This window comes from Oleiharenicola sp. Vm1, assembly GCF_047777955.1.
Classification (GTDB): Bacteria; Verrucomicrobiota; Verrucomicrobiia; order Opitutales; family Opitutaceae; genus Didemnitutus.
The window spans coordinates 1,905,141-1,919,212 of sequence record NZ_CP180537.1 but is presented as its reverse complement, the minus strand read 5'-3'; the positions used below and the strand labels follow the sequence as shown (position 1 = coordinate 1,919,212).

Sequence of the window (14,072 nt, the reverse complement as noted above, 5' to 3'; positions counted from 1 at the left end):
ATGAGCGTCCGCATTTTCCACCCGATGGTCGCGCCGTTCGTTCAACAGGCGGCGCGTGCGCTGCACGAGGCGGGTCAGCTCGACCGCTACGTCACGAGCATCCGCTATGCGCCCGACAGCCTGGCGCAGCGCGCCGCGTTCGCCGCCGGCCGCCTGGTCGGCCTCGACCTCGAACGCGAGTTCCGCCGCCGCACCGTCAGCGCCGTGCCCGCCGCGCTCGTCGAGTCGCGCCCCTGGGGCGAACTGCTGCGCGTCGCCACCGCGCGTGCCGACCGCGACGGCAGGCTCACCGACTTCGTCTGGGAGCGCACCGAGCAGGCCTTCGACGCCGCCGTCGCGCGGCGCCTGCACCCCGGCCTGAGCGGCGTCTACGCCTTCGAATACAGCTCGCTCGCCACCATCACGCGGGCGAACGCCCTCGGCATCCGCGTCGCCTACGACATGCCGGCCCCCGAGCCGCGCTTCGTCCAGGCGCTGCTCGACCGCGAGGCGGAGAAGTTCCCCGAGCTGATCACGCCGTGGCACCGCTGGACCGCCGAGCGCGAGGAGCAGCGCATCGCCCGCCGCCACGCCGAGTTCGCCCGCGCCGACGTCGTCATCGCCGCCTCCCAGTTCACCCGCCGCAGCTTCGGGCCCGCCGGCCTCGACCTCGGCAAGGTCCGCCTCGTCCCCTACGGCGCCCCGCCGGTCATCGACCGCGAGCTGGCGCTGCGCGGCGGGAGCAGCGGCGGCCCGCTGGAACTGGTCTGGGCCGGCACCTTCAGCGTGCGCAAGGGCGCGCACTACCTCCTCGACGCCTGGCGCGAGCGTCGCCTCGGCCGCCACGCCCGTCTCCGCGTCTACGGCTCGGTCGCGCTGCCCGACCGCGTCGTGCGCCCCGTGCCCGAGGGCGTCGAATTCGCCGGCGCCGTGCCGCACTCCGAGCTCATGGCCGCGCTGCACCGCGCCGACGCGCTGATCTTCCCCACCCTCTGCGACGGCTTCGGCATGGTCGTGACCGAGGCGTGGTCGCGCGGCGTGCCCGTGATCACCACCGACTGCGCCGGCGCCTCCGACCTGCTGCGCGACGGCGAGAACGGCCTCCTGATCAAGGCCGGCGATCCCGGCGCGATCGGCGACGTCGTCGAGCGCTGCGCCGCGGAACGCGCGCCGCTCCGCGCCATGCGCGAGGCGGCGCTGCGCACGGCCGCCGGCTGGCAGTGGCCGGACTACCGCGCCCGGCTCGCCGCGACGCTGCGCGAGGCCGGACTGTTCTCCGCATGAGCGACGCCAAACTCATCTGCCTCGTCACGCCGGGTCACCTGACCTCGACCCCGCGCCTGCTCAAGGAGGCCGACGCCCTGCACGCCGCCGGCTACCGGGTGCACGTCGTCCACGGCCGCAATTATCCGCCCAACGTCGCGCTCGACGCCGAGATCGCCCGCCGCGCGCCGTGGGGCAGCACCGCGGTGGACTCGCTCGGCGGCGCGGGCGCGTTCGTGCGCAAGGTCCGCCGCCGGCTGGCGCAGAAGCTCATCCTGCGCGCACCGTTCGCCACGCCCGAGACCGCCGCGCGCGCGCACCACGCCGACACCCTGCGCCTCGCCGCCGCGGCCGCCGCGCTCGACGCCCACTACTACATCGGCCACTGCCTCGCCGGCCTCGCCGCCGCCGCATTCGCCGCCGGGCGCACGGGCGCGAAGTTCGGCTTCGACATCGAGGATTTCCACGAGGCCGAGACGCCCGAGATCGCGCTCGATCCCGTGCAGCGCACCGCGACCCGGATCCTCCAGGCCACCTTCCTGCCGCGGGCCAGCCACCTCACCGCCGCCGCGCCGCTGATCGCCGAGCAATACGTCCAGCGCTACCAGCTCGCGCCCGTGCCGGTGCTGAACGTCTTCCCGCTCGCCGACGCGCCCGCCACCCCGGTCGATCCCGGCCCGGTCTCCGCCGATCGCCCCGCGCGCCTCTACTGGTTCTCGCAGACCGTCGGCCCGCGCCGCGGCATCGAGGAGATCATCGCCATCCTCGGCCGCATGCGCACGCCCGCGGAGCTGCACCTGCGCGGCCACGTCGCGCCGTCGTTCCAGCGCGAGTTGACCGAGCGGGCGGCGCGCGCCGGCGTGGCCCGCCCACCGGTTTTCCTGCCGTTCGCCGCGTCCGCGGAGATGACCCGCCTCGCCGCTGCCGCCGATCTCGGGCTCTCCACCGAGCAAACCGAGCCGCTCAACCGCGACATCTGCCTCGCGAACAAAATTTTCGTCTACCTCCTCGCCGGCGTGCCGCAGCTGATGTCGAACACCCGCGCCCAGTCCGCCCTCGCCGGCGAGCTCGGCGCCGCGGCTCTCGTCGGCGACTTCGCCGACCCCGGCGCGGTGGCCCGGCAGCTCGACGACTACTTCGCCGACCCCGCGCGCGCTCGCGCCGCCCGCGCCGCGGCCTGGCAACTCGGCCAGACGCGTTTCAACTGGGACCACGAAAAGGAACTCGTCCTGCGCGCCGTGAAGAAGGCCGCCGGCAAGCCATGACGCTGGAGCGCCACCTCTCGACCCGCGGCAACGCCGTCACCCTGCTCCGCCTGCTCGCCGCGGGCATCGTGGTTTTCGGCCACGCGTGGGAGGTCGGCGGCCACGGTCCCGATCCGCTGCAGCGTCTCTTCGGCGAGCCGTATCGCCACGGCGGCGTCAACCTCGCCGGCGAAATCGGCGTGAACACCTTCTTCGCCCTGAGCGGCTATCTCGTCACCCAGAGCTGGCTGCGCTCCCGGTCCGCCGCCGATTTCGCCCGGAAGCGCTTCCGGCGCATCTTCCCGGCGTTCTGGGCCTGCCTCGCGCTCACCGGCCTCGCGCTCTTCCCCTGGCTGTGGGCGCGCCAGCACGGCGCCGGCCTCGCCGCGGCCTACGCGGACGCGCCGATGCTCGGCTACGTGGCGCGGAATTTCCTGCTCCGCATCAGCCAGCCGACGATCGGCGACCTCTTCGCCGCCCACCCGGCGGCCGGCGTGGCCAACGGCGCGCTCTGGAGCCTGTTCCCCGAGTTCCTCTGCTACGTCGGCGTCGCGCTCGGCGGCGCCCTCCTCGCCTTCACCTCCCGCCGGGCGCTGCTCTGGGGCGCGGCGCTGGCGGTGTTCGCGCTGCACCTCGCCGGACCGTGGCTGCTCGCTCAGGCCTCGCCCGGCACCGCCGCGCGCGGCTGGATCGTGTGGCGCTTCGCCACGCAGGCGTCGTTCTTCGCCGCGGGCGCGCTCTGGTGCGTGCACGCGGAACGCATGATCGTGACCGTGCCGCGCGCGCTGCTGGTCGGCGCGCTTTCGGCGGGGGTGTTTGCGCTCGGCGGCTACTTCGTCGCCGCGCCGCTCTTCGTGCCGCCGCTGGCGCTGCTCGCCGCCGCGATCCTGCCCGGCGCGGCGCTCGAACGCGTGGGCGATTTCTCCTACGGCATCTACCTTTACCACTACCCGGTCCAGCAGGCGCTCGTCGCCCTGGGCGCGGCGAGCGGCAGCCCGTGGGCCCTCTGCGCGCTCAGCCTCGCGCTGGTGCTGCCCGTCGCCGCCGCCAGCTGGTTCTGCATCGAACGCCCCGCGCTCCGGTGGGGCCGCGCGCCGTCCACCGCCCCATGACGCTCAAGCAACGCCTCGGCCGCTGGGCCTACGCCCACGCGCCGTTCAGCCGGCGGGTGTTCGACATCCTGCGCGGGAATTCCGCTTCGCCCGCCAGCGCTGGGCCAACGCGCTCCTGCCCTGGCGTCGCGCGCGCCTCCGGCGCCTGCGGACCCTGCGCGGCGTCTCGCTGAACGTCGGCAGCGGCGGCCGCGGCCGCCCGGACTGGATCAACCTCGACGCCTCGCCCCACCACGCCGACCTCTACTGCACCCACGACCTGCGCCGGCCCCTGCCGCTGGCCGACGACAGCGCCGTGCGCATCCTGGCCGAGCACGTGATCGAGCACATCGACTTCCACGACGACGTGCCGCGGGTCTTCGCCGAGTTCCACCGCGTGCTCGCGCCCGGCGGCGTCGCGCGCATCATCGTGCCCGACGCCGCGCGCTTCATGCGCGCCTACGTGGAGGACGACGCCGCGCTCTGGACCGGGCTTGGCTTCCCCGCCGGACGCCTGCCCGACGACATGAACGATCCCATCGAGCTGGTGAACCACGTGTTCCACCAGGGCGGCGAGCACTGCTTCGGCTGGGACTTCGCCGCGCTGGAGCGTGCGTTGCGCCGCGCCGGCTTCACCCGCGTGGAGCGCCAGAGCTTCGGCCGCTCCCTCGACCCGCAGCTGGCGATCGACCAGCCGAACCACGCGCCCTACTCGCTCTACGTCGACGCCGTCAAATAACATGCGCCTGCTCCTCACCTGCGACCCGCTGATCCCCGTGCCGCCCGTCGGCTACGGCGGCATCGAGCGCATCGTCGACGCGCTGATCCGGTTCTACCGCGCCGCCGGCCACGAGGTCGCGCTGCTGGCGCACGCTGAGTCGACCGCGCCGGTGGACGCACGCTTCACCTGGGCCGACGCGCGCATCGCCGGCGCCGCCGCCACGCTGCGCAACGCCCTCGCGCTCCGCCGCGCGGTGCGGACGTTCCGGCCGGACGTCGTGCACAGCTTCTCCCGGCTCGGCTACCTCCTGCCCACGCTGGCCACGCGCCAGCCGGTGGTGATGTCCTACCAGCGCCACACCGGCGGCCGGCAGCTCGCGCTCGCCGCCCGGCTCGGCGGCCGCACGCTGCGCTTCACCGGCTGCAGCGAGTTCATCTGCGGCATGGGCCGGCCGCAGGGCGGCGAGTGGTCCGCCGTGCCCAACTTCGTCGAGCTGGAGAAACTCACCTTCGTGTCCCGCGTGCCCGCGGACGCCCCGCTGGTGTTCCTCAGCCGCGTCGACGACATCAAGGGCCCCGACCTCGCCATTGCGATCGCCCGCCGCGCCGGCCGCCGGCTGCTCATCGCCGGCAACCACGCCGCGAGCGGCCCGCAGGCGGAGTTCTTCCGCCGCGAGGTCGAGCCGCACCTCGGCCGCGACGGCGTCGAGTGGATCGGCGAGGTCGATGACCGGCGGAAGAACGAGCTGCTCGGCCGCGCCGCCGCCATGATCGTGCCCATTCGCTGGAACGAGCCCTTCGGCATCGTCTTCCCCGAGGCCCTCGCCTGCGGCACGCCGGTCATCACCTGCGCCCGCGGCGCGCTGCCCGAGATCGTCCAGCCCGGGCGGACCGGGTTCTTCATCACCGGCGTCGACGACGGCGTGGCCGCCGTGCGCCGCCTCGGCGAACTCGACCGCGCCGCCTGCCGCCGCGACGCCGAGGAGCGCTTCAGCCTCGGCGTCGTCGCCCCGCGCTACCTGGAACTCTACCGCTCGTTCCGCTCCTGATGCCGCGCCTGCTCATCGTCTCCGCCCACTTCCCGCCGGTGAACGCGCCGGACATGCAGCGCGTGCGCATGAGCCTGCCGCACTTCGTCGACGCGGGCTGGGAGGTCGTCGTGCTCACCGTGGCCGACCACGACCCGATGGCCCCGCTCGAGCCGGCGCTGCTCGCCACGCTGCCGCGCCCGGCGCGCATCGTGCGCGCGCCGGTGTTCTCGCGCCGCTGGACGCGCTGGATCGGCGTCAACAACCTCGGCCTGCGCGCGCTGCCCTTCCTCTACGAGACCGGCACGCGCCTGCTCACCGAGCAGCAGTTCGACCTGGTCTATTTCTCGACCACGCAATTCGTCCTCTGCCCGCTCGGCCGCATCTGGCGCCGAGAATTCGGCGTGCCCTACGTGATCGACCTGCAGGACCCGTGGCTGAACGAGTATTACCGCCAGCCCGGCGCGCCGCGCCCGCCCGGCGGCTGGAAATACCTCTTCGCCTACGCCTCGGCGAAACTCCTCGAGGGCTGGACGCTGCGGCACTGCGCGCACGTCATCAGCGTGTCGTCCGCCTACCTCGAGGTGCTGCAGCGGCGCTACCCGTGGTTCGCGGCGGAGCGCGGCTCGGTCGTCACCTTCGGCGCGCCCGACGCGGACTTCGCCCTCGTCCGCCAGCGCGCGCCGCAGACGCCGCGGCTGCTGCCCGCCACGCCGACGGTCAAGATCGCCTATGCCGGCCGCCTCGGCGGCGACATGCTCCCGGCGCTCGACCTGCTCTTCGCCGCCGTCGCCCGGCTCGGCGACGCCCCGCCGCGGATCGAGCTCTTCTTCCACGGCACCTCCTACGCCCGCGCCGGCCAGGGCGAGGCCACCACCACCGCGCTGGCCGCCCGGCACGGCCTCGCCGCCCAGGTGCACGAATCTCCCGCGCGCATCGGCTACCTCGACGCCCTCCAGCTCCTGCTCGAGACCGACGTGGCGCTCCTCGTCGGCTCCGAGGACCGCGCCTACTCGCCGTCGAAAATCTACCCGACGCTCATGGCCGGCAAGCCGACGCTCGCGCTCGCGCCGCGCGACAGCGTGCTCGAGACCCGGATGCGCGAGATCGGCGGCGCCTCGCTCATCACCTTCGATCCCGCGCGGCGGGAGGAAGCGATCGCGCCGCTCGTCACCGCGCTGCGCGCCCTCCTCCGCGGCCAGCCCGACCCCGCGGCGCTGCCGCTCGACACGGCGCGGCTGCAGAGTTCCTACACCGCCGCGGCCGTCTCGGCGCAGCAGCTGCGGATCTTCAACGCCATCCTGCGCGCGGGCCTGCCCCCGGCCGAGCCGTTCGACATCGCCGACTACTGGCCCGATCTGCCTCCCCCGCTTCGACGTGAAGGCATCGCTCCGCCTCCGCCTCGCCGCGCTGATGCGCGGCCTCCTCGCCGCCAACAGCCGGCCGCTGCCGCTGCCGCGCGTCGGCGTGCTGGTCGTGGCGCCGCATGCGGACGACGAGACGCTCGGCTGCGGCGCGCTCCTCGCCGCCCTCGCGGCGGCGGGCGCCCCGGCGCACGTCGCGTTCGTCTCCGACAGCGCCGGCGCCGGCTGGTCGCCCGGCGCCACGCACGCCGAGCGGGCCGCGCGGCGCCGGGCCGAGGCGCTCGCCGCCCTGGCCGCGCTCGGCCTCGGCGCCGCGCACGCCACCTTCCTCGACGCGCCCGACGGCGAGCTCGACCGGCTGGACCCCGACGCGCACGCCCGCGTGGTGGCGCGCCTGGCCGAGCGGATCGCCGCGGTGCGCGCGCGGCACGTCTTCCTGCCCCTGCTCGGCGAGGGCAGCACCGAGCACGACGCCGCAGTGTGGCTCGCGCGCGAGGCGCTGAGCGTCGCCGGCGCGACCCCCGTGGTCTGGGAATACCCCGTCTGGGCGTGGTGGAACGCGCTGCGCCTGCGCCGCCAGCTCCTGCGCGCGGACGAGAATTTCTCCCTCGCCGCCGCGCCGTGGCGGCCCGCGTGCCGGCGCGCGCTCGCCTGCCACGCCTCCCAGCTCCCGCACCTGCCCGCCGTGCTCACCGCCGCCGCGGCGGCGCCGGTCGAGCTCTACTTCCGCCGCCCCGCTTCCCGCCCATGAATCCCCTCGCCCGACTCAAGGACCGCCTGCTCCAGAAATTCGTCCGCGATCCCGCCGGCTACGGCCGCCCGATCGCGAAGGAGGCGCTCGACCGCGAATACCGCTCGGGCAACTGGGACCACTTCTTCGGCTGGGACGAGCTGCCGCGCAACCTCGTGCTCGCGGGCGCGATCCACCACCACTTCCCCGCGGCGCCGCGCGTGCTCGACCTCGGCTGCGGCAGCGGCCGCCTCGCCACCGTGTTCCGCCCCTACCCGTTCGCCCGCTACCTCGGCGTCGACCTCTCCACCGAGGCCGTGGCGCGCGCCCGCGCGCTGCAGCTGCCGGGCATGGAATTCGCCGAGGGCGACTACGAGACGTGGCGCCCCGACGGGCAGTTCGAGGCGATCTCGTTCAACGAGTGCATCGGCTACGCGCGGGACCCGGCGGCGACGCTGCGCGCCTTTGGCGCCCACCTCGCGCCAGGCGGGCTGTTCTTCCTCTCCCACTTCCGCTTCGGCGCCTACGCCGCGCAATGGCGGCGCATGGCCGGCGTCTGCGACACCGTGCACGCCACCGCCGTGATGAGCGCCGACGGCAAGCAGGTGTGGGACATCCGCGTGCTGCGCCCAAGATCCCCCGCCGCGTGAGACGCGTCCTGATCATCAGCCCGCACTTCCCGCCGGTGAACGCGCCGGATTGCCAGCGCGTGCGCATGTCGCTGCCGTATTACCGCCAGTTCGGCTGGGAACCGGTCGTGCTCGCGGTCGACCCGCAGCACCGGGCGGACTGGCGGGACGATTCCCTCCTTGAGAGCCTGCCGCGCGACGTCGCGGTGCATCACTGCGGGGCGTTCCGGCGCGAGCTGACCCGGCTGATCGGCATCAACAACCTCGGCATCCGCTGCGCGCCGCAGCTGAACCGCGCCGCGTTCGACCGGCTGGCCCGCGAGCGCTTCGACCTCGTTTTCTTCAGCACCACCCAGTATCTGGTCACGCCGCTCGGTCGCCTCTGGAAGCGCCGCTTCGGCGTGCCCTACGTCGTCGACCTGCAGGACCCGTGGCGCAGCGACTACTACGAGCGGCCGGGCGCGCCGAATCCGCCCGGCGGCTGGAAATACCAGTTCGCCCGCTTCACCGCCTGGCTGTTCGAGGAGCGCACCCTCCGCGACGCCGCCGGGCTGATGAGCGTCTCGCCCCACTACCTCCGCGACCTGCGCGCGCGCTACCAGTGGTCGCAGCTGCCGCCGCACGCCGTGATCCCCTTCGGCGCCCCGCAGGCGGACTTCGAGTTCGTCGGCGCGCATCCCCAGGCGGGCGCCGCGCTCCCGCCGCTTCCGCCGGGCGTCTTCAACCTCGTCGCCACCGGCGGACTCGGCCCGCCCTTCAGCCACGCCGTCCGCGTGCTGTTTTCCGGACTGCGGCGGCTGCGCGACACCCAGCCGGAACTCGCCGCGCGCGTGCGCCTGCACTTCGTCGGCACCTCCTACGCGAGCCCGGAACACGCCACGAAATTCGCCCAGCCGATCGCCGAGGCCTACGGCGTCGGCGACCTCGTCGCGGAACTGCCCGCGCGCGTCGGCTACATGGATTCCCTGCGCTTCATGCGCGCGGCGGACGGCCTCGTCCTGCTCGGCACCGACGACCCGAGCTACTCGCCCTCCAAGCTCTACCCCTACTACCTCGCCGCCCGGCCCACGCTCGCGCTGGCCCATGCGGACAGCCTGCTCGAGCGCCTGGTGGAGCACCTGCGCAGCGCGCGGCTCGTCCGGCTGCTCCAGCCCGGCCGGGAGATGCAGCCGGCCCAGGAGGTCGCCGCCTATCTCGCCGCGGCCGCCGCCGGACGGCCGGCCGAGTTGCACTCTCCGCGCTGCGACGATTGGTTCGCCCGCAACCTGACCGCGGCGGCCCTCACCCGCCGCCAGTGCGCGCTCTTCGACGCCGCGCTCGCCGCCCACTCTCATGATGTTCCCACCAACTCCTGAGCCCCCTCCGCCTCCGCCCGAACCGTCGGTCGATGCGGAGATCGTCGACTACCTCAACGCCCCGCGCAAACCCGGCGACGCCGCGCACGACCAGAGCCTGTTCCTCTACGGTCTGATCGGCACGACCGCGCTGGTGCTCTACTTCGCGAAGTCGGCCCACGTCGACGACCCGTTCCACCTCTACCTCGGGCTGATCATGCTCTGCCTCGGCTGCCTGCCCGCCCTGCTCTGGGCCAAGGGCGACGCGAAGCCGTTCCCGATCTTCGAGACGTTCATGCTCACCACGGTGAACGCCTACGCCATCCCGCTGCTGAGCGGACACCAGCAACTCGGCTTCTACCATCCCGACACGATCAGCACCGCCGCGCTGGGCGTGATCCTCTTCCAGGGCTGCGCCATCGGGTGCTATCTCCTCGTGCGCGCCCGGCCGAAGCGGACCCCGTTCTGGACCGATCCGATCGTCACCGACAAGCTCAGCCGCTACCTGTCCTACGGCATGGCGCTGACGAGCCTCTACACCCTGTTTTCGCTCTTCTACCGCGACCTGCTCTTCAAGTTCCTGCCCAACGAGACCGAGGGCATCCTGCGCGCGGCCTTCTTCGGCATCGGCATTGTCGCCACCTTCCTCGCCGCCCGCCGCTGGGGCGCGGGCACGATCGCGCGGCCCGACCTGATCTTCTTCGTGGTGAACTTCGTCATCCAGTTCATCCTGCAGTGCGCGTCGCTCTTCCTCGTCGGCGGCATCTCGATGATCGTGCTCCTGCTGCTCGGCTACGTCTCCGCCGCGCGCCGCGTGCCGTTCATCGCGCTGATCCTCGTGCTGCCGCTGATCGCCGTGCTCCACAACGGCAAGAGCGCGCTGCGCGCGAAATACTGGAACAGCGACGCCCCGCAGATCGGCGTCACCGACCTGCCCTCCTTCTACGCCGAGTGGATCCAGTCGGGCTTGCAGTCCCACGACGACGACGAGCGGCAGAAGGGCTCTACCAGCAAGCTCCTCGAACGCACCTCGCTCTTCCACATCATGTGCCTCGTCGTCTCCGTCTGCCCCGAGCGGCAGGACTACCTCTACGGCGAAACCTACAAATACATCCCGGGCCAGTTCGTGCCGCGCTTCTTCTGGCCCGACAAGCCCGTCGGCCACATCAGCACCAACAAGCTCTCCCGCTACTTCGGCCTGCAGACGGAGGAGGACACCAAGACCACCACGATCGGCTTCGGCATGCTGGCCGAGGCCTACGCGAACTTCGGCTTCTACGGCCTGGGTGCGCTCGGCCTCCTCGTCGGCACCATGCTCAAGAAGGTCACCACCTGGGGCTCGGAGAGCCCGCTCGTCTCCTACGGCGGCCTGCTGCTCGTCGTGCTGATCGCCTGGAGTTTTCAGGTGGAACTCACCCTGAGCATCTGGCTGAGTTCGCTCTTCCAAGCCTGCGTCGCCGTCCTCGGCGTGCCAATGTTCGTCCGCAGCTTCGGCGCCTAACATGCCCCCCTCCCTCGTCCCGCTCCCCCCGCTCCTGCGCTGGCTCCGCCGCTACGAGTTCCGCGGCAAGCTGCGCGTCATGGAAAAACTCTTCGGCGCCTCGCTCGCCCGCCACGGCACCGCCTGGGTCGAGACGCGCCCGGGCATCCCCTGGGAGCTCGACCTCGCCAACGTCACCCACCGCTGGATCGTCTACGGCTACTACGAGGGCTACGCCTTCTGGCGCTGGCTGCTCGCCAACCGCGCGCGCATCCACACGGTCTTCGACTCCGGCGCGAACATCGGCCAGACGACGCTCTACTTCGTCAGCCTGCTCGGCGACGCCCGCGTCTTCGCCTACGAACCCGGCGCCGCCGCCCGCGCGTGGCTGCAGCGCGGCGTCACCGGCAACCACCTGGCCAACGTCACCGTCAGCCCCGCCGGCCTCGCCGCCGCGCCGGGCCAGGCCTTCCTCAAGACCGTCGGCGACGCCACGCTGCACGGCTCGTGGAACCGCCTCGACGCCGCCGAGGGCGAGGCCATCCCGCTCGTCACCGTCGACGACGAGATGGCCCGGCTCGGGCTCGAGCGCATCGACCTCTGGAAACTCGACATGGAGGGCGGCGAACCCGCCGCGCTCGCCGGCGCCGCCCAGGCCCTGGCCGCCGGCCGCATCTCCGCCATCCACGCCGAGATCCTCGGCGACTCGGGCCCCGGCGTCGGCCGGACGCTCGAGGCCTACGGCTACCGCCCCTTCGTCGCCCGCCGCGACCGCCTGGTGCCCGCGATCGGCCCGCTCGCCCGCCAGGGCGACAACGCGCTGTTCCTCCACCCCGCCAGCGGCCTGATCCCGCCCGCATGAGTTCGCCCCGCCGGCTCGCCGTGGTGCTCTCGCACCCCGTGCAATACTACAGCCCGTGGTTCCAGTGGCTCGCCGCCCGCCGCGCGCTCGAGTTCCGCGTCTTCTACCTCTGGGAGTTCGGCGTCACGCCCCAGCACGACCCGCAGTTCGGCAAGACGATCCAGTGGGACGTCGACCTGCTCTCCGGCTACGACTCCGAGTTCGTCCCCAACGTCGCCCGCGACCCCGGCACCCATCATTTCAACGGCCTCGACAACCCCGCGCTGGCCGACCGCCTCGCCGCCTGGCGCCCCGACGCGCTGCTGCTCTTCGGCTACAACTGGCGTTCGCACCTCCGCGCGCTCTGGTGGGCGCGCCGCCACCGCGTGCCGGTCCTCCTCCGGGGCGACTCGCACCTCCTCGGCCGCGGCGCACCGGCGCTGCCGCGGCGCGCGCTGCTCGGCCTGCTCTTCCGGCAGTTCGCCGCCTTCGCCACGGTCGGCCTGGCCAACCGCGACTACTACCGCGCCTTCGGCGTGCCGGAGCGCAAGCTCTTCTTCGCCCCGCACGCGGTCGACGCCGCGCGCTTCGACGCCGGCGACGCCGCCACGCGCCGCGCCGCCGCCCACCTCCGCAGCGAGCTCGGCCTCGATGGCCGCCGCGTCGTCGTGTTCGCCGGCAAGCTCCACGAGCGCAAGCAGCCGCTCGAGCTCCTGCGCGCCTTCCATGAGGTCGGCACCCGGGGCGACGCCCTCGTCTTCGTCGGCGACGGCCCCGAGCGCGCCGCGCTCGAGGAGCTCGCCCGCCTCCGCGCGCGCGACCGCGAGGTGCGCTTCCTGCCCTTCGCCAACCAGAGCGAGATGCCGTCGCGCTACCTCGTCGGCGACCTCTTCGCCCTGCCCTCGCGCGGCGGCTACGAGACCTGGGGCCTGGCGGTGAACGAGGCCATGCACCTCGGCCTGCCGTGCCTCGTCTCCGACCTCGTCGGCTGCCAGCGCGACCTCGTCACGCCGGGCGAGACCGGCTGGGTCTTCCCCGCGGCGGATCCCGCCGCGCTCGCCGCCACCCTGCGCGCCGCCCTGCGCACGCCGGCCGACGCGCTCGAGCGCCTGGGCGCGCACGCCCGCGAGCGCGTCGGCGGCTACACCTACGAGCAGGCCACCGCCGGCCTCCTCGCCGCCCTCGCCAGCCTGCCGCCCCGCTGATGCGCATCACGATCGTCAACGGCTTCTTCCTCCCCGTGCCCCCGCTCAGCGGCGGCTCGACCGAGAAGACCTGGTTCCAGCTCGGGCGCGAGTTCGCCGCGCGCGGCCACCGGGTCGTGTCCGTCTCGCGCACCTGGCGCGGCCTCCCCGACCGCGAGACCATCGACGGCGTCGAGCACGTGCGCCTGCCGGGCCAGGACCACCAGTCGCAGCTCTGGAAGAACCTGCTCCTCGACCTCGCCTGGAGCTGGCGCGTGTTCCGCCAGCTGCCACCGGCCGACATCGTCGTCTGCAACGCCGTCGCGCTCCCGATGTGGCTCGGCCGCTGGAAGCCCGCCGCCGGCCGCGTCGTCGTCATGTGCGGCCGCATGCCCAAGGGCCAATACCGCCGCTACCGCGCGCTCGCACGCGTCCTCGCCCCCAGCGGCCTCGTCCGCGCGCGCGTCGCGGCGGAGAACCCGGCGCTCGCCCCCGCCATCCGCGTCACCGGCTACCCGATCAACCACGCGCTCCTCGCCACCCCGCAGGCGGAGCCGCTCTTCCTGCCCAAGCGCAGCTCGCCCGACGAGGTGACGCTCGGCTTCGTCGGCCGCATCAACCAGGAGAAGGGCCTGCTGCTGCTCGCCGAGGCGCTGAAGCTGCTCGCCGCCCGCCCCGGCCTGCCGCCCTGGCGCGTCGTCCTCTGCGGTCCCGCCGACGTCGCCCGCGGCGGCTCGGGCGCCGATTTCCGCAACCGCCTCCTCCACCGCCTCGGCCAGGCCCTTTCCCCGACGCGCTTCCACCTGCTCGATCCGCAGTTCAACGACCGCGTGCTCGCCGGCATCTACCAACGCCTCGACGTGTTCTGCTACCCGAGCCTCGCCGCCGAGGGCGAGACGTTCGGCGTCGCCGTCGTCGAGGCGATGGCCGCCGGCGCCGTGCCGGTGGTCTCGGACCTGGCGTGCTTCCGCGACTTCATTCGCCACGGCGAAAACGGCTTCGTCTTCGGCCACGCCGCGCCCGATGCGCCGACGCGGCTCGCCGACGCGCTCGAGCCGGCCGTGCGCGACGCCGCGCGGCGCCGCGCCCTGGCCGCGACGGCGCAGGCCGACGCCCGCCGCTACGACTTCCCCGTGTTCGCCGAGAGCCTCCTCGCCGACTTCGCCACGCTCGCCCCGCGCTGAC

The 14,072-nt window shown here is 73.5% G+C and carries 13 protein-coding genes; all 13 read left to right on the top strand.

Annotated elements, in window-relative coordinates; translation table 11 throughout:
- The 13 genes from ACMYLB_RS09780 to ACMYLB_RS09720 all read left to right on the top strand — a co-directional run bounded on the left by ACMYLB_RS09780 (nt 1) and on the right by ACMYLB_RS09720 (nt 14,071).
- Entirely contained in the window at nt 1–1,263 is a 1,263-nt protein-coding gene (locus ACMYLB_RS09780) for a glycosyltransferase family 4 protein (RefSeq protein ID WP_415910736.1), read from the top strand.
- On the top strand, nt 1,260–2,507 hold the full coding sequence (locus ACMYLB_RS09775; RefSeq protein ID WP_415910735.1) for a hypothetical protein: 1,248 nt from the start codon (nt 1,260–1,262) through the stop codon (nt 2,505–2,507). The genes ACMYLB_RS09780 and ACMYLB_RS09775 overlap by 4 nt, the downstream gene beginning before the upstream one ends.
- Complete coding sequence (locus tag ACMYLB_RS09770) at nt 2,504–3,598, top strand: acyltransferase family protein (RefSeq protein ID WP_415910734.1); 1,095 nt, start codon at nt 2,504–2,506, stop codon at nt 3,596–3,598. Before ACMYLB_RS09775 ends, ACMYLB_RS09770 begins: the two co-directional genes overlap by 4 nt.
- Nucleotides 3,595–3,771, top strand: coding sequence for a hypothetical protein (locus ACMYLB_RS09765; RefSeq protein ID WP_415910733.1), 177 nt, complete (start codon nt 3,595–3,597; stop codon nt 3,769–3,771). The genes ACMYLB_RS09770 and ACMYLB_RS09765 overlap by 4 nt, the downstream gene beginning before the upstream one ends.
- Before the next feature lie 122 nt (nt 3,772–3,893).
- A complete protein-coding gene (locus tag ACMYLB_RS09760) occupies nt 3,894–4,316 on the top strand; it encodes a methyltransferase domain-containing protein (RefSeq protein WP_415910732.1) in 423 nt (140 codons plus the stop codon).
- Nucleotide 4,317: 1 nt separating this feature from the next.
- Nucleotides 4,318–5,346 carry a glycosyltransferase gene (locus tag ACMYLB_RS09755; RefSeq protein WP_415910731.1) on the top strand — a complete coding sequence of 343 codons (1,029 nt, stop codon included), beginning with the start codon at nt 4,318–4,320 and terminating at the stop codon, nt 5,344–5,346.
- Nucleotides 5,347–6,057: 711 nt separating this feature from the next.
- Nucleotides 6,058–7,440 carry a PIG-L family deacetylase gene (locus ACMYLB_RS09750; RefSeq protein WP_415911060.1) on the top strand — a complete coding sequence of 461 codons (1,383 nt, stop codon included), beginning with the start codon at nt 6,058–6,060 and terminating at the stop codon, nt 7,438–7,440.
- Nucleotides 7,437–8,069, top strand: coding sequence for a class I SAM-dependent methyltransferase (locus tag ACMYLB_RS09745; protein WP_415911059.1), 633 nt, complete (start codon nt 7,437–7,439; stop codon nt 8,067–8,069). Before ACMYLB_RS09750 ends, ACMYLB_RS09745 begins: the two co-directional genes overlap by 4 nt.
- Nucleotides 8,066–9,403, top strand: a complete 1,338-nt coding sequence (locus ACMYLB_RS09740) for a glycosyltransferase (protein WP_415910730.1) — start codon at nt 8,066–8,068, stop codon at nt 9,401–9,403. Before ACMYLB_RS09745 ends, ACMYLB_RS09740 begins: the two co-directional genes overlap by 4 nt.
- Nucleotides 9,381–10,883 (top strand): hypothetical protein, encoded by a 1,503-nt coding sequence (locus tag ACMYLB_RS09735; RefSeq protein WP_415910729.1) that lies wholly within the window; start codon nt 9,381–9,383, stop codon nt 10,881–10,883. The genes ACMYLB_RS09740 and ACMYLB_RS09735 overlap by 23 nt, the downstream gene beginning before the upstream one ends.
- A gap of 1 nt (nt 10,884) precedes the next feature.
- Nucleotides 10,885–11,724 carry an FkbM family methyltransferase gene (locus ACMYLB_RS09730; RefSeq protein WP_415910728.1) on the top strand — a complete coding sequence of 280 codons (840 nt, stop codon included), beginning with the start codon at nt 10,885–10,887 and terminating at the stop codon, nt 11,722–11,724.
- Nucleotides 11,721–12,908 (top strand): glycosyltransferase family 4 protein, encoded by a 1,188-nt coding sequence (locus tag ACMYLB_RS09725; RefSeq protein ID WP_415910727.1) that lies wholly within the window; start codon nt 11,721–11,723, stop codon nt 12,906–12,908. The genes ACMYLB_RS09730 and ACMYLB_RS09725 overlap by 4 nt, the downstream gene beginning before the upstream one ends.
- Nucleotides 12,908–14,071, top strand: coding sequence for a glycosyltransferase family 4 protein (locus ACMYLB_RS09720; RefSeq protein WP_415910726.1), 1,164 nt, complete (start codon nt 12,908–12,910; stop codon nt 14,069–14,071). The genes ACMYLB_RS09725 and ACMYLB_RS09720 overlap by 1 nt, the downstream gene beginning before the upstream one ends.
- Nucleotide 14,072 lies beyond the last annotated feature (1 nt).

Bases quoted from the DNA above. Each gene is read 5' to 3' on its own strand.
- ACMYLB_RS09780 (WP_415910736.1), top strand. From the start codon at position 1: ATGAGCGTCCGCATTTTCCACCCGATGGTCGCGCCGTTCGTTCAACAG.
- ACMYLB_RS09775 (WP_415910735.1), top strand. From the start codon at position 1,260: ATGAGCGACGCCAAACTCATCTGCCTCGTCACGCCGGGTCACCTGACC.
- ACMYLB_RS09770 (WP_415910734.1), top strand. From the start codon at position 2,504: ATGACGCTGGAGCGCCACCTCTCGACCCGCGGCAACGCCGTCACCCTG.
- ACMYLB_RS09765 (WP_415910733.1), top strand. From the start codon at position 3,595: ATGACGCTCAAGCAACGCCTCGGCCGCTGGGCCTACGCCCACGCGCCG.
- ACMYLB_RS09755 (WP_415910731.1), top strand. From the start codon at position 4,318: ATGCGCCTGCTCCTCACCTGCGACCCGCTGATCCCCGTGCCGCCCGTC.
- ACMYLB_RS09750 (WP_415911060.1), top strand. From the start codon at position 6,058: ATGCCGGCCGCCTCGGCGGCGACATGCTCCCGGCGCTCGACCTGCTCT.
- ACMYLB_RS09745 (WP_415911059.1), top strand. From the start codon at position 7,437: ATGAATCCCCTCGCCCGACTCAAGGACCGCCTGCTCCAGAAATTCGTC.
- ACMYLB_RS09735 (WP_415910729.1), top strand. From the start codon at position 9,381: ATGATGTTCCCACCAACTCCTGAGCCCCCTCCGCCTCCGCCCGAACCG.
- ACMYLB_RS09730 (WP_415910728.1), top strand. From the start codon at position 10,885: ATGCCCCCCTCCCTCGTCCCGCTCCCCCCGCTCCTGCGCTGGCTCCGC.
- ACMYLB_RS09725 (WP_415910727.1), top strand. From the start codon at position 11,721: ATGAGTTCGCCCCGCCGGCTCGCCGTGGTGCTCTCGCACCCCGTGCAA.
- ACMYLB_RS09720 (WP_415910726.1), top strand. From the start codon at position 12,908: ATGCGCATCACGATCGTCAACGGCTTCTTCCTCCCCGTGCCCCCGCTC.